Raw genomic sequence first — 20,751 nt, forward strand, 5'->3', positions numbered from 1 at the left:
ATCGCCCCGATCAGAAGGTCTGGATCACCGGCGATGAATCATCCATCCCCTCCCGGCACAACCCACCAGAGGGCATCCATAAAGGCCGGAATCTGGACGAAATTGGTGAAAAAACGAGTATTTAACCGTTGCTTAACCCCGGAGACGCCAGAAACCATTGGAGGCACAAGAGATCGTTATGACAGACAGGGCAGGCAGCGGGTTCGGCCCACCATATCCCTCGCCTTTCCCCCACACGATTCAGATATAAAGCGCATAGCACCCAAAGATCAGATTTATAAATCTGAACATATCACCTCACATTCATGTCCAGATCTGGGACAAAAGCGATCAGAAACCAGACGAATACATGGGACTCGGACAGTGGACGAAGACGGTCGAAAGAGGACCGGTTTTACGGGGATGAACCCGACGACTTCAGGGACAGGCGACGCAGGCGGCGGTAACTCATCGTTTCTTCCCGACGACCCGCATAAGCGGGATCGAACCGGTCCTGGACCGAATCCATACCCCCTTTTTTGTATGTTCATGCCATCCGGGTGAAGATCCGGACCTGTTCTCTGCAGATAGGTGGAGCAGAGCACAAGCATTTTAATACCAAAATGCACAACAATATACAACGATGTTTGCTGTAGGACATTTGCCCCCTCGGGTCGGGGTGCAGGACAGAGGATACCACCGCCGCTGGCATCGCCGTTGGCGACCATCGCACGCCTCCATCTGCACCGCCTGTTGAATACCATATACAAACGATACCATGAAGTCACAGCACATTGCCATTGCAGGAATCCTGCTCGCATCAGGCGCCATCGTGCGCTATCTCTCCCTGGTGATCCCGGGCCCGATCGTCTCGAACCTGGTGATCGCCTTCTACTGCCTTGCGATCATCCTCATCGTCCCGACCCTCGGCGAGGCCCTGGGCATCGGCGTGGTCGCCGGGATCATCTGCGCCCTGATCAGTCACTCGGTCTTCCCGCCCGCAAACCTGATCAGCGAACCCATCGGCGCTCTCGTCTGTATCGGCACCTATCTGGCCCTCAGAGGACGGATCGCCGCCGCACCCGGACTCACCACCTTCGTGGCCACCGCCGCATCCGGGACGACGTTCATTCTCGTCGCTATCATCGGGATCGCACCGGTCATCCTGACGAAGTACGCCTCCATCGGGGCCTTCGCCGCCGCCACCGTCCCGATCGTCATCGGCACCGCCGTCGTGAACGCCGTCATCGCCCAGATCCTCTACATGCCCGCACATCGGGCGCTCTCCAGGGGCACAGGGGCACCGGTGGCCCGGAGCATGGCCGCGGGGAACCAGGAATGATCCGGATCAACACCCTCGCCTACACCTATGGGGGGTCGGAGACACCGGCCCTCAGGAGGATCGATCTGGAGATCAGACCCGGCGAACTCGCGCTCGTCACCGGACCCACGGGTGCGGGCAAGACAACGCTCTGCCGGGCGGCGGCAGGCATCCTCACCCACGAATACGGCGGCAAGATCCGGGGGTCTATCCGGATCGCCGGGCGAGAGGCCGCCGATTATACCGGCATCGAGGAGATCGCCGCATCGATCGGGATGGTCTTCGATGATGCCGACGCCCAGCTGATCTTCTCCACCGTCGGCGAGGAGATCCGGTCGGCCGCCGCGGACGGGATCGAGGCGGACGAGATCATGGAGCGGTTCGGGATCGCCCACCTGCGGGAGCAGGCGCCCCACACCCTCTCGGGCGGGGAGAAACAGCGGACCGTGCTGGCGGCGGCGGTGGCCGGAGATCGTCCGGTCCTGATCCTGGACGAACCGGCCGCCGAACTCGATCCTGCCGGCGCTGCACGGGTCGCCGCCATCCTGAACACCCTGAAAGGGGAGGGGAAGGCGATCCTCCTGGTCGAGAACACCCCCGGCCCTTTTACCGCCATCGCCGACCGCACAATCCATATCGACGCCGGGGTGCAGACCGAAAACAGGACGGGGGCGCCTGAGGTGCATCACAACGTCCCACCGGCGCCTCCTGCAGGAGAACCGGTGGTGCGGATCCGGGGGCTCTCACGCCGCTATGAGAGAGGATTTGCCGTCAGGCCCCTCGACCTTGACATCGGGCGGGGGGAGTGCGTGGCGATCACCGGCGAGAACGGGTCTGGCAAGACGACCCTGATCCGCCACCTCAACGGACTCCTGAAACCGGAAACAGGAACCGTCGAGGTCTGCGGCATGGACGCCGCCGCCCATCCGGTCCACGCCCTCGCCCGCCGGGTGGGGCTGGTCTTCCAGAACCCGGACACGATGCTCTTCGAGGAGACCGCAGAGAGGGAGATCGCCTTCGGTGCTCGCAACGCAGGAGTGAACGATCCGGAGGAGGCCGTGATCTCTGCTCTTGCCGCCGTGGACCTGCTCGGGCGAAAAAAGGCCTATCCCCGCCATCTCTCCCGGGGGGAGCGGCAGCGCCTGGCCATCGCCTGTGTGCTGGCGATGGCCCCCGAGGTGATCGTCCTGGACGAACCCACCACCGGGCTCTCTCCCGCCGAGGCAGGGCTTGTCATGGACCGCCTCCGCATGCTGCAGGGGGAGGGGCGGACGGTGATCATGGTCACCCATGACCACGCCCTCGCCCGTCGGTATGCCGACCGGATCATCACCATGGATAGCGGGGAGATCGTCGGGGACGAAATGCGGGGAGGTGAGATATGCAGGAGATCTTCCAGTACAGGAACGGCACCGGCATCCTCCACCGCATGAACCCGCTCACCAAGATCGGCGGGGTGACGGCGGTCGTCGTCCTGGCCGTCCTCACTGCCGATCCCCTCTTCCTTGCCGTGATGACCATCGCAATCGCCTTCCTCGGTGCAATCGGCGGGGTGGGACGCGACCTGGCGCGGCAGGTGCCCCTGCTCACCTTCCTGGGCGGTTTCCTGGTGCTGATCACCGTCCTCACCCTCCAGAGCGGGGCGGTGGTCCTGAACGGCCCGATCACCGTGACGGCGGGCGCACTCTCCTTCGGACTCGCCCTCGCCCTCCGCTTCTGTGCGATGATCTTCGCCTTCCAGATCCTGGTGGCGACCACCCTGCCCACCGCCCTCGTCTCCGCCCTCAGGCGCCTGGGTTTTCCGGCCGACTACGCACTGATGGCCCTGGTCGCCCTGCGGTTCATACCGCACCTCCAGATCGAGGGGAGAAAAATCCAGGAGGCACAGGCAGCCAGGGGTTTTGCGCCGGGGACCGGGATCGGCGGCAGGGTCCGCGGCACCGTCCCGGTGCTCGTGCCCCTGATTGCAAACGCCCTGGGCAAGGCCGAGGTGATCGGTCTGACCATCGATCTCCGGGGGCTCAGGCACCGCCTCTCCACCACCGGCACCGGGACGTTCGGGCGCCCTGACCTCCTCCTGGCCGCCGGGGTGAGCGGGCTTCTTGCATGCTTTCTTGTCCTCGCCTTCCTGGCGTGAACCGTTGAACCATTCGCCGACCTTTTTTCGTTCTATCAACCACTGGCCCCCGGTGCATCCCGGCAGAGCATCCATTGCCATCGCAGGCCAATGAAAAAAACCGGAGCAAACACAAACTCTATGAGGAGAGCGGATGAAGATCCATCCATGAACGGGGAGACGGCACTCGCGATCATCACCGGTCTGGCCGTTGCATTGATCTTCTCAGTGACGCTGTTCGTCGGCGGGATCGGCGGGGAGGAGCCCGCACTGCAGACACTCGATCCTGTGCCGACCACGGGGCCCGCCATAGTGCCGACACCGGCGACCACCGCCGCTCCGGCACCCACGAACACACCGGCACAGAACACCCCCCTTCCGCCTGCCGACCAGGTGGCCGGGACCTGGCACTATAATAGCACGGTCATGGTGTGTCTGGTGCTCTTCGAGAACGGCACCGCCGTGATGACGACAGAGGAGGAGCTGACAGAAGGCGCGCCCCAGGTGCGGCAGGGGGACTGGACCTTCGAACCCCGGATCCGTATCGGAACACAGCGGGCCTATCACCTCTCCCTGGATGATGGCGAGTATATGCTCTATCTGGAACCGACCGCCGGTGTGCTGACCATACATGGCGGCAGCAGCGGCACCGTCATGGCATTTGTCCCGGCCGCATAACACAGGTATTTCCCGCAGCAGGGTGGATATGGGAGGGATGATCCCGCAGCCACCCTTCCTCCCGATGACACCCGAAGAGGCGCACCGCCTCGGCATCGAGGAGTTCGACGTCATCCTGATATCAGGAGACGCCTATGTGGACCACCCCTCCTTCGGCACTGCCGTCATCGGGCGCGTGCTCTGGGACGCCGGCTATACCGTCGGGATCATTGCCCAGCCCGACTGGAAACGCCCCGACGACATCCTCCGCCTCGGGCGCCCCCGACTCTTCTTCGCCATCTCGGCCGGTGCCGTCGACTCGATGGTCAACGCATTCACCCCGAACAGAAAACGGAGGAGCACGGATGCCTATTCCCCGGGAGGGAAACTGAAACGGCCAGACAGGGCGACGATCGTCTATGCAAACCTGGTGCGCTCGCACTTCCCCGGTGTTCCGATCGTCCTCGGCGGGATCGAGGCAAGTCTCCGGCGCTTCGCCCACTATGACTACTGGTCGGATAACATCCGGGGCTCCATACTGGCCGACGCCCCCGCAGACGTTCTCATCTACGGCATGGGCGAACGGCAGATCCGGGAGATCGCAGAACGGTGCGCTGCCGGAGAGAGTCTTCAGGGGATCCGGGGCACCGCCCACGGCATTCCCCCCGCAGAATGGCGGGCGGGGGACCGGGAGGGTGATGTCGTCATCCCCGGATTTCCGGAGGTGCGGGACGATCCGGCCGCGTATGCCCGGGCCTTTGCCCTCCTGGACCGTGAACAGGATCCCATCAGGGGGCGGACCGTCGTTCAGCCGCACCCAAAGACTGTGATCATCCAGGAACCGCCGGCGCTCCCGCTCTCGCCCCCGGAACTCGACCGGATCTACGACCTCCCCTATGCCAGGGCTGCGCACCTCTCCTACCGGGAGCCCATTCCTGCCCTCGAACCAGTCCACTTCTCGATCACCACCCACAGGGGCTGTTTCGGTTCGTGCTCCTTCTGCGCCCTCACCCACCACCAGGGGCGGATCATCCAGAGCCGGACCGAGGAATCGATCCTGGCCGAAGCGCGCCGGATGGCGCAGATGCAGGGGTTCTCCGGCGTGATCCAGGATGTCGGCGGCCCGACCGCCAACATGTACGGCCTGGTCTGCCCGCGGTGGGAAACGGCGGGGGCCTGCCCCGACCGCCGGTGCGGCCCGGATTGCCCGGCGCTCCGGACCTCGCATGCCCGCCAGGTCGCCCTGCTGCGCCAGCTCAGGGCGCTCCCCGGCATCAAACGGGTCTTCATCGCATCAGGCATCCGCTATGACCTGGCGCTCGCAGACGATGGAGACTATCTGGAGGAGGTCTGCCGCCACCATATCTCCGGACACCTCAAGGTCGCCCCCGAACATGTGGCACCCGCCGTGACCCGCCTCATGAACAAACCGGGGCAGGAGGTCTTCGACCGTTTCAGGGAGCGTTTCGCCCGGTTGAGAAAAACCGGCACAAAACGACAGTATATCCTCCCCTACTTCATGTCCGGACACCCGGGCTGCACCATTCAGGACGCCGTCCTGCTGGCCGAGTACATCAGGGACACGCGTCTCTACACCGAGCAGGTGCAGGACTTCACACCCACGCCGATGACCCGCTCCACCACCATGTACGCCACCGGCATCGATCCCCTCACAGGCGAAACCGTCCATGTCCCGAAGGGGAGGGAGAAACAGGTCCAGCGCTCGCTCCTCCATTACCGCGACCCGAAGAACAGGAAACTCGTCGAGGAGGGGTTGCGGGCCGCAGGCAGGCGGGACCTCATCGGTCAGGGATGGCGGTGCCTCATTCCTGAGGGGCGGCGGAGCACCGGAGAGAGACGGCGCTGATCGCTTCGCCCCCCATGGAAACCGATGTATAGATCCCGGGCAGAATACCGTCCCGGGAAGTGCAGATGAAGCGATGGCTACGGGTCCTCCTCTGGGTAGCCGGAGGAGCCCTTCTGGTGCTGGTGCTGCTCGGAATTATCGGTGCCGCCCTCTTCTACCATGCGGCATCGCCAACGGAGGGAGAGACCGAGATCACCGGCACCTACCGCTACGAGATCACCCTCACCACACCCGCCCCCCTCCAGAACCTCAGCCTGATCCTCCCCCTCCCGGTGGAGAACGGCACCTCCGCAATAGGGGAGATGCTGGTCGGAGGCGATGGATACGGGGTGCCGGAGAACTGGAGCCTTGCGGTGACAGAGGTGGACGGAACGCCGGTGCTGGTCGTCACCGCCGCGGAGGTGCTCCCGCGGTATGCCCCGCGGCCGGTCGCCGTCACGCCGGGCGATGAGCCAGAAGAAGGGGTGACGATCACCTATTCCCCCGAGTACTCGGACGACACCCCGGTGCTCCTCCCCTTCCGGATGGGGGCGACGGTGGAGGCGGGCACGGAGACCTACACGGCAGAGCGGGAGCCCGGACCGATCGACACCCGCCACCCCCTCGGCGCCGAACCGGTGCTCGCCCCGAAGCACAACCTCACCACCGTCAGCGAGAGGGAGTATCTCTATACCACCCCCCTGTTTCTCCATTGCGACGCTCCGGCAGGGACCGTGGTCAGGGTGACGATCACCCTCAGCGGCTCCAATGAGTGGTGGCTGCTTGGCTGGTCATCCAACTCCTACACCGACCTGATCACGGCTGAGGTGCCGGCGGACGGCGGATGGCAGACGGTGGCGGGCAGACTCGTCACCGGCGAGGGACGATATTTCCGGCGGTCGTGATCCCCATCGCCACGCTTTTTCTGCATTCAGCACAGAATGGATCCGATGAAACCGGGTGATGCCCCCGTCATGGTGGTCCACGGCCCCGAGCCCTTCGACCGCGGTGACATCCGCCGTCTGCAGGAGGCGATCGGGCCGTGCCGGGTGCTTGTCGCCGGCATCATGGCACGGACGGCTGCAGAGGAGTCAGGTATCGCCTGCGAATTCTGCGGGGTTCCACCGAGCATCGTCTTCGCCCGCCTCAGCGCCCCCGCCCTCCTCCTCAACCGCGGCAAGACCCCGGTCTCCGGGGAAGTCTTCGGCGAGATCGTGGCCGGACGGAGCGATCGGCCCCTGATACATGTGGAATGCTCCTCAGACACCGTGTACTGCTGGAACGGGGACGAAGAGAGGGGACTTTCAATCGCGCGCGCCCTCGGTTACCGCTGTTTCCGGCGGGATGCCCCGCACCCCCGGCAGGAGGGGGGAGAGCGGCGGATCCGCGGATGCATCCCCGGCGAACCGCTCTTTGTGAACGGGATCGTGATCGGAACGGCGCGGGCGGAGGCGGTGGTCCTCCGCACGCGGGATGGCGAGGTGGAGGCGGTGAGCGGGGTGGAGGTCAAACCCCACGGGCTGGAGAAGCTCCACCGTTGCGGCCCCGTCGACCTCGCCGCCGCATGGTGCAAGAGCGGCGGGATCAGGACGCATGAGCCGCAACGAGCACAGAGAGAACCGAAAAGCGGCAGGATCGTGCTCCTGGACCACTGCGCCCACCGCTTCTATGACCTGGTCACTCCCGGCACCTGCGGTCTTCTCGCCGTCGGCGACGACACCACTGCCGTTGCCGGGCATATCGCCAGCCATCTCGGGATCCCGGTGCTCGGGATCACGGACGGCGACGCCGACGGTGTGGTCAGCGGGGTGTTCCCACCGGGTTCCGTGGTGCTGGAGGCGATTGAAGGACGGGACGACGAACTCGGGCTCATCATCGGGGAGACGATCCCGGACGGGGATACGGAGTGGTCGGCGTGGGTGGCGGGGGCGGTGCGGACCGCCGGGAAGGGCGCCCGGATCGCCCTTGACCTGAGGTGATCCGATAATGAGATGCGCCGAATGCAAGGGACGACTCTTCTGCGGTCTTCCGCAGTGCCCGATCACAAGCCGGTTCCATGCACAGGTGCGGGCGGCGGCACGCGGCCGGGAGTATATGGGCTCCGCCCCATCGGTATTTGTGGGTTCGTACGGTTATCCGGCCGTCTCCGCCGGCCCATTGATGAGTGCCGATGCCGACAGCCCGCCCGAATGGGTGGCGCGAGGCCTTTCCATCGAGGATATCGTCGGGATCAGGGCGCAGACGATCCGGGGATCGGCACAGCCGGCGGCGATATCCGGGCAGATGCAGGAGATCGCCCTCTCGTCGGCACCCCTGGATGTGGAGGCCGGATTCGATCGCCCGGTTTCATTCGACCTGCGCTTCGACGGCACGGTCACGCCGGTCGGGCTTTCGGGCACGATCGTCCGCCTGGACGTCATCGACAATGCACGTGTCAGCCGCGTCGTGGACCGGATCACCTCGGACACCGACCTGCCCGCCGCCGAGGCCTGCCTCTCCCTGGGCAGCGATGGGGTGGACGTATACCAGATCTCACGATTGATGAGCGTCGGGCTCCTGGGGAAAAAACGGCGGATTGTGCCAACCCGCTGGGCGATAACGGCGGTGGACGACACCGTGGGAACCGGTCTGAAACAAGAGATCGCCCGCCTCTCACCCCTCACCCGGATCGAGGTCTTCAGCGCCACCCTCCACGGCAACACCATTGCGGTGATCCTGGTCCCGGGCGACTGGCGGTTTGAGATGATCGAGATCTGGGGACGGCGGTCGCTCTGGGCCGGAGAGGAGGAGTCCATCGTCACTGACGGTGAGCGGATGAAAAAACGCGGCTACTCTCCCATTGCAGGCGCCTACTATGCAGCACGCCTGGCAGTACTCGAATATCTCGGGCGGACGGGGCGTTCGGGTCGCGCCGTCGTCGTCCGCCATGCAGGGAGCGAATACTGGGCGCCGCTTGGTTCCTGGGTGATCAGGGAGGCCACGCGCGCGGCGATGTCGTCCCGCCCGGTGTACTGCGCAACGCTGGAGGAGGCGATGACGCGGGTGGACACCGCCATCAGATCGCCATCGTGGAGGGCGCACAGCAGACTCATACCGGAGATGCGATCGCAAAAAACGCTGTTTGATTTTTAGTCATGAGAATAAAAAAGATACAAATATAATTTTTAGAGCCAGATTGATGATCATGCGTTATCCGGGGGTCGCTCTCCTCATCCTCTCTCTCATCGCACCGGCGGCAGCGGCAGCGAACGGCACCGCCGGAGCTGTCACCACCGCATTCACGACAACCGATGTCTTCGCCCTCTTCATCGGCGGGGTCATCTATTTCAACGTCTTTGTGGTCGTGCTCTATCATGTGGTTAGACGGGGTCAACCAAACCGCGGGCGCTCGCCGGTCGCCCGGATCGCCGCCATGTTCTTCGGCATCCTGAGCATCGCAATCGGGAGTCTCTGCCTGGTCTTCATCGCCATGGTACTGGTCGCACGGTTTGCCGGGGTCACGCTCTTCGCCTGGACCGTCGACCTCTTCTCCTATATCCTGAGCGACACCATACCAGGGATCGTCCCGGCGCTGCACCTCGACGGCACCGGCGGCATCCTGCTCTTCGGAGCACTCGGGACCCTGTTCTTCCTCCTCGGATCGGTCCTGCTCGTGCGCTACAGCGATTATGGCAAGATCTCAGAGGTGGCGATGCCGACCAGGAGTGGCGCCATCGTCAAGGACGCCGCCGACCGCCCTGACGAACCCCTCAACCCGGTCCTCTCCTACAGGGTGGAGGACAAACTGAATTCAGAACCGGCAGCAGACGTGAAGGTGGTCCTCAAACACAGAAACGGAGTCCGTTTCCATACAAAATACACCGACTTCAACGGCGAGGTCACCTTCACCAATGTGGAGGGGTTCGGTTCAGAGTACTATGCCTATGTGGACGGCGACACCGGCAGACAGGTCTACCGGGTCATACGGACCTGAACTGGCGATCATAGCGACCCTGCATCCCCTCCACCGTCTCCACCTCGTCCACACTCTTGTCCTGGCGCATCCGCACAAACCGCGGGAAGCGCAGGGCAAAACCGCTGGAATAATTCGGGCTCTGCTGGATCTCGGCATACCCGACCTCGAAGACGATTGTCGGTTCGAGCACGATCTCCTTTCCTTTCTCCGCGATCACCAGATCCCTGAGGGTTTCATGGATGGCGGCAAGTTGCTCGTCGGAAAAACCGGTCGCCACCTTCCCGACCGGGAGGAGTTCGCCCTCGCGCTGACAGGCGAGCAGGAATGACCCGAAGATATGGGCCCGCCGTCCCTCCCCCCACTCTGCCCCGATGACGGCGAGGTCAAGGGTGTCCACGGCAGGTTTGACCTTGATCCAGTTCCTGCCCCGCACTCCCGGCGTATAGGCAGAATCGAGCGCCTTGACCATCACACCCTCATGCCCGGCGGTGAGGGCATCGGCATAGATCCCCTCCAGCACGCTCGAATCGTCGCTCACCCACTGCGGGGCCACGGACGAGGCGAGCGTCTCCTCAAGGATACGGCGGCGCTCGGAGAACGGGCGGTCGATAAGCGTTTCGCCGTCCAGGTAGAGGATATCGAAGACGTTCGGGACGAGCTCCACCCTGCCGATCGCCTCCTCGACCTCATGCTTTCGCCGGAACCGCCTGAGCACAAACTGGAAGGGGCGGGGACGACCGTCCTTGATGGCGATCACCTCGCCGTCCAGGATCACGTCACCCGCGACCGCACCAGAGAGAGCCTCGATGACGTCCGGGACGGCGGCGGTCACGTCCTCCAGCCGCCGCGAGTAGACCCGGCACTCATCCCCGACCCGGTGAAACTGGAAGCGCGTGCCGTCGTACTTGTACTCGACGGCCACCGCACCGTGATCGGTCACCATCTCGGCGATCGTCCCCTGCTGGGCGAGCATCATCTTCACCGGGCGGAAGGGTTCGATGCGGACGTCACGCAGGGCGTCCTCGCCACGGCGCGCCAGCAGGGCCACCTCACCCAGGTCGTTGAGGGCCTGGTGAGCATGGGCGACCAGGGAGGCGTCCACGGAAAAGGCCTGCGCCACGGCGTCACGCACATTGCCCTCGCCGACACCGATCCTGAGTTCTTCGAGGAGGAGACGGGCGAGGTAGCGCCCCTCCAGCGGACCGGCGTTGCTGAAGAGTCCCCGGACGATCCGAAGTTTTTCCCGTTGCGATTTACTCCCCTCGGTCTCGGCGATGCGGCGGCAGTCCCCGTAGACGCCGGTCAGGTCCAGGGACTCTGAGAAGAAGGAGGTCTGCGACTTCGAGGCCAGCAGCATCTCCACGGCGCGGCCCACGTCACCGTTCCCGCTGACGGAGCGGACCACCTCCTCCCGTTTTTTGCCGACCACATAGGCGACGGCGTCATACAGGAGGTTCGGCCCGATGCCGAGCTTGAGGGGGCTCCAGTCCGGGAACACCCGCCCCATCACAAAACGAACGAACACCGGGAGTTCGTCGTCGGAGAGAGAGGGCATTACGGAGGCGATCTCCGCGATCATCTCCAGTCGGCCGCTGAGACCCTCAAGGTGCTCGCAGATCCGGGAAAACTCCGCAAAATCCATTTCAGACCCTCACGGTGGCCGACACCTCGTGCTGGCACCCGACGACGACCTCGATGCCATCGATAAGGTGGGCAAGAGCGTCTTCTGCCGACACAAGCGCTTTTTCAGGGGTGTTGTTCACCTCGGAGAGGTGGGCGAGCATCACCGCCGAGAGGTCGCCGCCGATATCGCGCAGGCATGTGGCGGCGGCAGCATTGGAGAGATGTCCGTGCTTGGAGCGGATCCGCTTCTTGAGAAACTCCGGGTACGGCCCTTCCTCGAGCATCTGCGGGCAGTGGTTGCTCTCGAGCACCACCGCATCGCACCTCCGGAGGGCCTCCTCGATCCTGGGGGTGATGATGCCGGTGTCCAGACAGCAGCCGATGCGGACGCCGTCCTCCTCGATGACATAACCGACCGGGTCGGCAGCATCGTGCGCCGTCTGGAAGGGCACGACAGAGAGACCACCGAAGGAGAACGCCTCGCCGCAGGAGGCACGAATCAGTTCGACCGGTTTGTCCGATTTTCTGGTCCTGCAGAATGCATCCAGCGTTCCCGCCGTTCCGGCCACCGGCAGTCCAAGGCGGCGCGAGAGGACGTCCACGCCCCTGATATGATCGATATGCTCGTGGGTCACCACAATGCCCTTCACCAGGTTCTCGTCTCCGCCGGCCCCGGCAAGACGGTTCCTGATCTCCCGTGCCGAGAGACCGGCATCGATGAGGAGTGCACCGCTCTCCCCCTCCACATACACACAGTTTCCCTTGCTCCCGCTGGCGAGGACGGTAACCTTCATCCTCCATCTATCTGTTCTTGACCACTATATCGATGGCGATCGACAGAGATTCATCTGAGAAGATCCGACGATCCCTTCAATGGCAGCGGACGGGTGGATGGAGGCGGCGGTCCGTGTGGCGGGCGATAGCGGCGTGCAGATCGACAGAAGAAGGCTTCGTCCCGGTGTGAATTGCTATGCCGTCCGATCGGCCGACGGCGATGCCCTCCAGTTCTGCTTCCCCCTCCACCTCCCCTTCCCCCTCCCGGAGGATATCGATCCCCGCGGGGCCGACGGCGCCGCATGGGCGGTGATCGAGGCGGTGAAACGGGCAGCACCCGGAGATCCCCGCCTCAGGCCGCTTGGCGGGCTCGACACCCTCCACCCGGGCCGTTATGGTGCCGGGATCGAACCGGTGACGGTGATGCACCTGAGATCGGCGGCAGGCGCCGACCTCTGGAAGGCGGACACCGACAATTACATCGGGACCGACGGCCTCCACTGCACCGTCCGGGGGGCCGTTCCGTGGCCGGGAACCCCGGATAATGCCGCGATACGCCGTCTCGCCGAACAGGTGACCGATATCGCCGGGGGGATCGCCGATGCGGGGTTCAGGGTGCCGGAGCGCCGCCTCAGGTCGGCGGTCACCCATCTCCTCGACCAGACGATGCTCAGGGAACGCCTCCACAAACTCGGCCTTGTGGCCTTTATCGGCGACGGGACGCGTCCCGCCCGCGCCTACACCCGGTTCCGCCAGCATAGCCGGATCGCCGGCCCGAAAGACGGAGTCCACATCCCCTTCACCTGCCCGGACGCCCTCAATCCTATCTGCCTGGAACTGCCGGCGAGCGGGAGAATGGTGAGCGGGCTTTCGATCCGGCGGGGGGAGGCGCTCGCTGTGGCGGGATCGAATGCGGCCGGAAAGACCACCCTTCTTCAGGCGATCCTGGCCGGAGAGGACGACCACGCACCGGGCGACGGCCGCGAACTCCTCGTCACCGTCCCGGGCGCCAGGACGGCCGAGGCGGGAGGGCAGCACCTCCATGGCGCCGACGTGAGCATGTTCTTCTCATCCCTTCCCCCCGGCATGACAGGGACGCCGACCTCCGCCTTCGGACAGGGGAGCGGGTCGATGACGATGGCGATGCAGGTCGGACGGGCGGTGCGGGAGGAGGCGCCGCTCCTGCTCATCGACGAGGACCGGGCGGCGGCAAACCTGCTGGTCCACAGCACCCTGCAGGAGGAGGACGTCACCCCCCTCTCCGAGATCCTGAGCGGACAGCGCCATATCCTCGGCAATACCACCCTGGTGCTCGCCGCCTCGTCCCTGGATCCCCTCATTGCCCAGTCCGACCGGATCCTGGTCCTGCGGGGGCACCGGGCGGACGCCATCAGCCCCGCCCTCTTCAGGGGAATGTACAGGGACCACCTGAACCGGTGCCTCCGCCTGATCGGGGACGTTTGATTCTGCGCGGTGCACCGTGAAGAGGGAAAATCCAATTTTTCACAAAAAAATATTTTCAGGTTGAAAAATCCCGCAGGCATGGAAAAACCAGAGAGATACGCCATTCTGAAACGGATCCAATCATAGGAGGGGAGCGACAGCAGTTAATCAGGTTAATTTATCCCACCCGAACAATAAATTGAAAAGTTTATTATTGTCGTTAAAAAAACTCTAGACCAGCAAAAACGTGGTAATTATCAAAATTCAGCCATCCTGAGGAAATAGTGTACAATTAGATTGTAACTATCGCTCAGATCCTTGCTGGCGTTCCAACAGGGGTTTCACGGCTGGTGAGGAGGTAACCGGGATCACCCCGAAATCTGTGAAGGCAGATCAGACCGATCAACCGGAGACAGATGTGAAACCTCCAGAGAGGCCATACCGGGATTTCTCGAGGCAATTGAGATGATATTAACAACGCGGCGGGACGGACAGCATCTGCATCTCCAGCCGTTCAGGCTGCTGCCCCAACGGTCCGCAGGAGAAAAATAATGAAGTGCCATTACTGTGAACGGAGGTGTGATCTCTCGGATGTGCGGATCGGCTTCTGCAGGATGTATTATTCGAGTGGAGGAACAATCAGGGAGCGTTTTCCCCACCGATGGTCATCATACCACGTAACACAGATCGAATCCATTCCGTTTTTCCATGTTTACCCCGGTACACGCACCCTCCAGGTGGGAACAGCCGGCTGCAACCTCGCATGCACCTACTGCTCAAATCCCCACATGGCAAGAACGGACCCCGCAAGGATCGAGCTCCACCATGCATCACCCGAACACCTTGTGAGCCTCGCAGAAAAGGAGGGGTGCCATACGATCACCTTCGGCATCAACGAACCAACGGTTTCTCTCCCTTCACTCCTCGATCTTGCCACAACTGCACAGGAGCATGAAATTCCCGTTGGCTGCCTCACAAACGGCTATATGACCGAGGAATCCGCTCGAACACTTGGAGAACACCTATCTTTTGTGAACATCAGCCTGAAATCATTAACATCAACATTCTATCAAAAATATGCCGGTGTCGAGAGCGTGGACCCGGTGCTCAGGACCATTGAGATCCTTGCCGGACACTGCCATGTTGAGGTGACCACTCCCGTTATACAGGGCATTAACGAAGATGAGATCGCCGGTATCGCCCGATTCATCGCGGGAATCGATCCATTCATCCCCTGGCATTTCTTTCCCCTCCTCCCTGAACACCATATATCCGGCAAAGAGGCGCCCGAGATCAGGCATATCGACGCCAACATCGAGCCCATACGGGAGATCCTGCCGTATGTGTATTTCAGCAATGGTATTGGACCAGATCAGTTCAACACCATCTGTCCAGGATGCGGGAGGACGGTCGTCGAGCGAATCAACGGCGGAGGACGCGGCAGAAAAATCGTCCGCGATCTGCTCGAAGATGGTACCTGCCCATACTGCGGAGGGGAAATTCCCCTCCATGGGAGGCGTGTTGCATTGGATTCCATAGAGGTCAACGACCGATGATCGGGGTCATCGACCTCAGGAACGGGAAGAGGGATCAGTGCGGACAGCCCGCTGGTCGGTATTGCACGCAGGATCCAGGCAGACCACTGCCACCCCGGCGACCGGACCCCGGAAAGCACCTCCCTGATCAGGCCTACCCGCCGGGGTTCCGATACTATCCTGAGGACGGCGAGGGGCGGGAGTATCCCTTTGCCGGGCCCTACACCACGATGCCTGCAGACACCCTGGGTTCTGCCTATGAGGGGCGCAGCGCGGCAGTCGGGAGTCGGAGCACCCTGACGCATGTGTATGCCGGTACCGACATCACCGTCGAGTGTTTTGCCCGCAACCTCTACAATTACGGCACGATGGCGGCGGTCCGCAGAGATAAAAATGAACAATGGAGGGGGATCCAGTGAAAAAACACGATCAGAAAGGGACATTTTCGGACCGGGAGTCGGCAGAGCGGTTTGCTCGCCTCTCAGAAAGGGTGTTTGCACCGGTCAACACTGCCATCGCCCGCCAGATTGTAGCAGAATGCGGGATCACCCGGGGAACGGCGATCGAAATCGGGAGCGGCCCTGCCCACCTCGCAATCGAGGTGGCACGGATCACCGACCTCCGGGTGATCGCCCTCGACATCTCGGTGCCGATGCGATCCATTGCGGCCAGAACCATCCATGACGCCGGACTCTACGATCAGATCACCCCGCTCAGCGGCGACGCTGCGGCGATCCCGCTCTCCGATGCATCGACGGACCTCGTCTTCAGCAAGGGATCGGCCTTTTTCTGGCCTGATCCTGCAGGGGCATTCAGGGAGATCCGGCGGGTGCTCGGACCTGGCGGTCAGGCATGGATCGGCGGCGGGTTCGGGAGCGCCGAGATCCTCGAGAGGGTCAGGGAGCAGATGGACCGTATCGATACGGCCTGGATCGAAGGGGTGCACGAGCGCCTCAGTGACAGGACCGCGGAACGGTTCAGGGCAGACCTGGACCGGGCGGGGATCGAGGACTATACCATCCTCCGAGAACCCTGGCACCTCTGGATCCGTTTTTCACGGGGTGAGGGATGAGAGACATAGACTCGACCCATAACTGGACGACAATCGGGGTGCTTGCCGGACTCCCAATTCTATTGTTCGTTTTTTCCCTCTTTCTCGGCCGCTACACGATCGATCCCTTCACGGCCATCCAGATCATTGCGGCAGGGATCACCGACGCCATCCCCTCATTCCCCGTCTCGATCCCGCATACCTGGCCAGCGGTGATGGACACCATCGTGTGGCGGATCAGAATCCCCCGCATCTGTGCGGCGATGCTCGTGGGTTCGGGGCTTGCCATATCAGGCGCCGCCTTCCAGGGCCTCTTCAGAAACCCGCTGGTCTCTCCGCATATCCTGGGTGTCGACTCAGGTGCGGGTTTCGGGGCGGCGCTCGGTATCCTGATCTCGGGATCCCTTCTTGTGGTCCAGGGGCTTGCCTTCACCTTCGGGATCGTGGCCGTGGTGGCAACCTACCTGCTCGCCCGCGTCTACCGCACCACCCCCACCCTGGTGCTGGTGCTGGCCGGCATCATCGTGGGCGCCTTTTTCCAGGCGATGATATCGCTCACCAAATATGTCGCCGATCCGTTTGAGAAACTCCCGGCCATCGTCTTCTGGCTGATGGGGAGCCTTGCAGATGTCAGGATCGGCGACCTGATCATCGTCGGACCGCTGATCATCGGGTGCATGATCATTCTCCTGCTGATCAGGTGGCGGATCAACATCCTGTCGGTAGGAGACGACGAAGCAAAGGCGCTCGGCATCAACACCACCAGGATGGCACAGATCATCATCATCTGCGCCACCATCATCACGGCAACGGCCGTCTGCATCAGCGGGATCATCGGATGGGTGGGGCTTGTCGTCCCGCACATCGCCCGCATGATCGTCGGACCGGACTACAGGAAGATCCTGCCAGTCTCGGTGGTGATCGGGGCATGCTATCTCCTCATCGTCGACGACATCGCCCGCACCCTCACCGCCGCCGAGATCCCGCTCGGCATCCTCACCGCCGTGATCGGGGCCCCGGTGTTCGCCTATCTGCTGAAGTTCAGGAAGGTGGGGTGGGAATGATCCTGGATGTCAGAGATGCCGCCTTCTCCTATGACGGCACACGGATGATCTTTGCGGGGGTCTCCTTCTCCATCGGACGGGGGGAGTGCCTCTGCATCCTGGGCCCGAACGGCACCGGGAAGTCCACCCTGATCAAATGTCTCATCAACGTCCTCCCCCTGAATATGGGCAGCATCACGCTCGGAGGGGAGGAGATCGTCACGCTCCCCAGAACAGAGGTGGCCCGGCAGATCGCCTATGTGCCGCAGGCCCACCAGATCGTCTTCCCCTTTGCGGTCATCGACTTCGTCCTGATGGGGCGGGCCCCCCACCTCTCCCTCTTCGCCACGCCGGGTCGTGCCGACCGTCAGATTGCAGAGGAGGCACTGGTCACCGTGGGGATAGAGCATCTCGCCGCTCGTCCGGTATCCGAGATCAGCGGGGGCGAGCTGCAGCTGGCCCTCATCGCCCGGGCGCTGGCACAGCAGCCCGCCGTGATGGTCCTCGACGAACCGACCTCCCACCTCGATTTCGGCAACCAGGTACGAGTCCTCCGTCTCATCGAACGACTTGCCGACGAGGGGATCGCCGTGATCATGACCTCACACTTCCCGGATCATAGCTTCATCATTTCTCAGAATGTGGCGATCATGAAGGACGGAGGGTTTATCGCCGTCGGACCGGCAGAAGAGGTGCTGACCCCTGAACATCTCGGTGCGGCCTACGGGATCGATGTGGCGATCACCTATGTCGAGGAGGCCGGACGGCGGGTCTGCATCCCCTCCATATACCGGCCCCCGAGATAACCATTTTTATTTAACATTTGGTTTTGGTACAATACCAACATTTAAGCAGAGACCTGCAGAGTAAGGATGCTGAAGATCAGGAAAGGACACAATTGAGCCTGATTTTCAATAAAGATGATTCAGGAGTCAACTATGAGAAAAATTGACCACATTTTCATTATATCAATCCTCTTTCTTCTCCTGGCAACCGCCGTCACCTGCGGGTGCCTCTCCGGTACAACCACTGAACCGGGGCCAGAAGAAGGTGGAGCGCCCGAACAGCAGTCACCACCAACAGGGTCTGACGACACGACGGGCGCCACGACAAACGCCGCCACCACGCAGACACAATCTGCTCAGGCTGAAAGCAACGGTGAAACCCAAACTGACGGAACACCGGTTGAAGAGACAACGGCGCCTGAAGAAACCATCGAACCGGAAGAAACAACCGAAACTGAGGAAACAACCGCCGGCTCCTCCTCAGGCGGCGGCGGGTCCGGGGATTCCGGCGACGATCCCGACATTCGCTATGTACAGGACACCGTCGGTCGTCTGGTCCAACTCCCCTATGATGTGAACGGGGTGCTCACCACCAACCCGACCACCACGATCATGGTCTACATGATCGCGCCCGAGAAACTCCTCGGATGGAACTTCAATCCCGGTGATCCGATGCCGGCAGACTACAAGAGTCTCCCGGTCGTCGGAGGATGGTTCGGGTCCATGAGCGGCAACTACGAGACCTTCATCGCCCTCGGGCCGGACGTGATCATCGACGGCGCAAACTGCCAGGGCACCCTTGAGGAAAACATCGAGGAGCGGCAGGCAAACTTCGACCCGATCCCGGTCGTCGGCGTGCTGTCCTCAAACGATGCAACACATTTCGAGGCGACAGTCGGATTTGTCGGGGAGATCCTGGGCGACCAGGACCGCGCCAGCAACCTCATCGAGTTCTACCGGAACGTCAAGGACGAGGTCACCGACAGGACGGCCGATATCCCTGAGGACGAGCGCCGCCGCGTCTACTATGCCGAGGGGGCGGACGGACTCACCACCGATCCGACCGGTTCCTTCCACGCCCAGGTCATCGACATCTGCGGCGGGGTGAACGTGGCCGAATGCGCCGTCACGCCGGGATCAGGCAAGACACCGGTCTCGATAGAGCAGGTGCTGCTCTGGAACCCGGACCTGATCTTCTGTGACGATCCAAACTTTGCCGCCTCGGTCTACACCGACCCGCAGTGGCAGGAGATCGACGCAGTCAAGAACCATCAGGTCTTCTACACTCCCTACGGGCCCTTCAGCCTCTTCAACACCCCGCCGAGCACCAACCTGATACCGGGCATGCTCTGGGCAGGGGCAGTGATGTACCCTGACGAGTTCGAGGACATGGACGTTGTCGGGACGATCGGTCAGTTCTATTCCGAATTCTATCACGTCGACCTCACTGATGACGAGGTCACCGCCATCATCGGCGATCTCCCGGAGGCGACACACACCCGTTATATGACCGACATGGTCGGGCGGCGGATCATCGTCCCGGACGAGGTGAACGGCGTGCTCACCACCAACCCGACCACCACGATCATGACCTACATGATCGCGCCCGACAAACTCCTCGGATGGAACTTCAACCCCGGCGACCCGATGCCGGCGGACTACAAGAGTCTCCCGGTCGTTGGGGGATGGTTCGGGTCCATGAGCGGCAACTACGAGACCTTCATCGCCCTCGGCCCTGATCTGATCATCGACGGGGCGAACTGCCAGGGCACCCTTGAGGAAAACATCGAGGAGCGGCAGGCAAACTTCGACCCGATCCCGGTCGTCGGCGTGCTTGCATCGAACGATGCAACGCAGTTCGAAACCACCGTTAGTTTTGTCGGAAGGGTGCTCGGGAGTCAGGACGAGGCCGGTTCCCTGATCGAGTTCTACAATGAGGTGATGGACGAGGTCTCCGCCCGCACAGGCGACATCCCTGAGGACGAGCGTCGCCGCGTCTACTATGCAGAGGGTGCGGATGGACTCGCCACAGATCCCACCGGTTCCTTCCACGCCCAGGTCATCGAAATCTGCGGTGGGGTGAACGTGGCCGAATGCGCCGTCACGCCGGGATCAGGCAAGACACCGGTCTCGATAGAGCAGGTGCTGCTCTGGAACCCGGACCTGATCTTCTGTGACGATCCAACCTTTGCTACATCGGTCTACACCGACCCACTCTGGGAGAACGTCACGGCCGTGGAGAACCACCAGGTCTTCTACACGCCCTATGGACCGTTCAGTGTCTTCAACGCCCCGCCGAGCACCAACCTGATACCGGGCATGCTCTGGGCAGGGGAGATGATGTATCCCGACCGGTTTGCCGATCTCGATGTCGAAGGACGGATCACCGCATTCTACAGTGAGTTCTACCACTATGACCTCACGCCTGCAGACTACGATGACCTCTTCACCTCCAACTGAACCCTTTTCTCTTTTTAGCGATGACGGGAGGCACCATCAAACAACCGGGATGAGCGACCTATTTTCTGAATTATAGCACGAAAAAAGGGCAAAAAGGCAAAAAGCTGGCAGAAACGCAGCCCAAGACATACCTCGCAGGAGACAACTACAAAAAGGAGGGGAG

The 20,751-nt window shown here is 62.4% G+C and carries 18 protein-coding genes; 16 read left to right on the forward strand and 2 right to left on the reverse strand.

Annotated elements, in window-relative coordinates:
- Positions 1-757 precede the first annotated feature (757 nt).
- The 9 genes from CUJ86_RS12215 (at position 758) to CUJ86_RS10465 (ending at position 9,892) form a co-directional block, all read left to right on the forward strand.
- Complete coding sequence (locus CUJ86_RS12215; RefSeq protein ID WP_235855660.1) at positions 758-1,321, forward strand: hypothetical protein; 564 nt, start codon at positions 758-760, stop codon at positions 1,319-1,321.
- Positions 1,318-2,733, forward strand: coding sequence for an ABC transporter ATP-binding protein (locus tag CUJ86_RS10430; RefSeq protein ID WP_235855661.1), 1,416 nt, complete (start codon positions 1,318-1,320; stop codon positions 2,731-2,733). Before CUJ86_RS12215 ends, CUJ86_RS10430 begins: the two co-directional genes overlap by 4 nt.
- Positions 2,682-3,437: an energy-coupling factor transporter transmembrane component T family protein gene (locus CUJ86_RS10435; RefSeq protein WP_130647522.1), complete on the forward strand. Its 756-nt coding sequence runs from the start codon at positions 2,682-2,684 to the stop codon at positions 3,435-3,437. Before CUJ86_RS10430 ends, CUJ86_RS10435 begins: the two co-directional genes overlap by 52 nt.
- A gap of 147 nt (positions 3,438-3,584) precedes the next feature.
- Positions 3,585-4,094, forward strand: coding sequence for a hypothetical protein (locus CUJ86_RS10440; protein WP_130647523.1), 510 nt, complete (start codon positions 3,585-3,587; stop codon positions 4,092-4,094).
- Between the two features lie 37 nt (positions 4,095-4,131).
- Positions 4,132-5,940: a YgiQ family radical SAM protein gene (locus CUJ86_RS10445; protein ID WP_130647524.1), complete on the forward strand. Its 1,809-nt coding sequence runs from the start codon at positions 4,132-4,134 to the stop codon at positions 5,938-5,940.
- Positions 5,941-6,005: 65 nt separating this feature from the next.
- Entirely contained in the window at positions 6,006-6,824 is an 819-nt protein-coding gene (locus CUJ86_RS10450) for a hypothetical protein (protein WP_130647525.1), read from the forward strand.
- Positions 6,825-6,869: 45 nt separating this feature from the next.
- Positions 6,870-7,898 (forward strand): DUF2117 domain-containing protein, encoded by a 1,029-nt coding sequence (locus tag CUJ86_RS10455; protein WP_130647526.1) that lies wholly within the window; start codon positions 6,870-6,872, stop codon positions 7,896-7,898.
- A gap of 7 nt (positions 7,899-7,905) precedes the next feature.
- On the forward strand, positions 7,906-9,051 hold the full coding sequence (locus CUJ86_RS10460; RefSeq protein ID WP_165394878.1) for a hypothetical protein: 1,146 nt from the start codon (positions 7,906-7,908) through the stop codon (positions 9,049-9,051).
- A 52-nt stretch (positions 9,052-9,103) separates the two neighbouring features.
- The gene (locus tag CUJ86_RS10465; protein WP_130647528.1) at positions 9,104-9,892 is read left to right on the forward strand and encodes a hypothetical protein; all 789 of its coding nucleotides are present in this window, start codon (positions 9,104-9,106) and stop codon (positions 9,890-9,892) included.
- On the opposite strand, the gene CUJ86_RS10470 is transcribed toward CUJ86_RS10465, so the two are convergent.
- Both CUJ86_RS10470 and CUJ86_RS10475 read right to left on the reverse strand, forming a co-directional pair.
- Complete coding sequence (locus CUJ86_RS10470) at positions 9,879-11,516, reverse strand: ATP-dependent DNA ligase (protein WP_130647529.1); 1,638 nt, start codon at positions 11,514-11,516, stop codon at positions 9,879-9,881. The genes CUJ86_RS10465 and CUJ86_RS10470 overlap by 14 nt on opposite strands.
- A gap of 1 nt (position 11,517) precedes the next feature.
- Positions 11,518-12,291, reverse strand: coding sequence for an MBL fold metallo-hydrolase (locus tag CUJ86_RS10475; protein ID WP_130647530.1), 774 nt, complete (start codon positions 12,289-12,291; stop codon positions 11,518-11,520).
- 79 nt (positions 12,292-12,370) lie between these two features.
- On the opposite strand from CUJ86_RS10475, the gene CUJ86_RS10480 reads away from it, so the two are divergent.
- The 7 genes from CUJ86_RS10480 (at position 12,371) to CUJ86_RS10510 (ending at position 20,588) form a co-directional block, all read left to right on the forward strand.
- Positions 12,371-13,735 (forward strand): P-loop domain-containing protein, encoded by a 1,365-nt coding sequence (locus CUJ86_RS10480; RefSeq protein WP_130647531.1) that lies wholly within the window; start codon positions 12,371-12,373, stop codon positions 13,733-13,735.
- A 530-nt stretch (positions 13,736-14,265) separates the two neighbouring features.
- Positions 14,266-15,270, forward strand: a complete 1,005-nt coding sequence (locus CUJ86_RS10485; protein ID WP_130647532.1) for a radical SAM protein — start codon at positions 14,266-14,268, stop codon at positions 15,268-15,270.
- Positions 15,267-15,668: a hypothetical protein gene (locus CUJ86_RS10490; RefSeq protein ID WP_130647533.1), complete on the forward strand. Its 402-nt coding sequence runs from the start codon at positions 15,267-15,269 to the stop codon at positions 15,666-15,668. Before CUJ86_RS10485 ends, CUJ86_RS10490 begins: the two co-directional genes overlap by 4 nt.
- Positions 15,665-16,321 carry a class I SAM-dependent methyltransferase gene (locus tag CUJ86_RS10495; protein WP_165394880.1) on the forward strand — a complete coding sequence of 219 codons (657 nt, stop codon included), beginning with the start codon at positions 15,665-15,667 and terminating at the stop codon, positions 16,319-16,321. The genes CUJ86_RS10490 and CUJ86_RS10495 overlap by 4 nt, the downstream gene beginning before the upstream one ends.
- Positions 16,318-17,364, forward strand: coding sequence for a FecCD family ABC transporter permease (locus tag CUJ86_RS10500; protein WP_130647535.1), 1,047 nt, complete (start codon positions 16,318-16,320; stop codon positions 17,362-17,364). Before CUJ86_RS10495 ends, CUJ86_RS10500 begins: the two co-directional genes overlap by 4 nt.
- Entirely contained in the window at positions 17,361-18,149 is a 789-nt protein-coding gene (locus CUJ86_RS10505) for an ABC transporter ATP-binding protein (RefSeq protein WP_130647536.1), read from the forward strand. Before CUJ86_RS10500 ends, CUJ86_RS10505 begins: the two co-directional genes overlap by 4 nt.
- Positions 18,150-18,281: 132 nt before the next feature.
- Positions 18,282-20,588, forward strand: a complete 2,307-nt coding sequence (locus CUJ86_RS10510) for an ABC transporter substrate-binding protein (protein WP_165394881.1) — start codon at positions 18,282-18,284, stop codon at positions 20,586-20,588.
- Positions 20,589-20,751: the final 163 nt, after the last annotated feature.

The sequence above is a fragment of the Methanofollis fontis genome (genome assembly GCF_004297185.1).
Lineage (GTDB): Archaea > Halobacteriota > Methanomicrobia > Methanomicrobiales > Methanofollaceae > Methanofollis > Methanofollis fontis.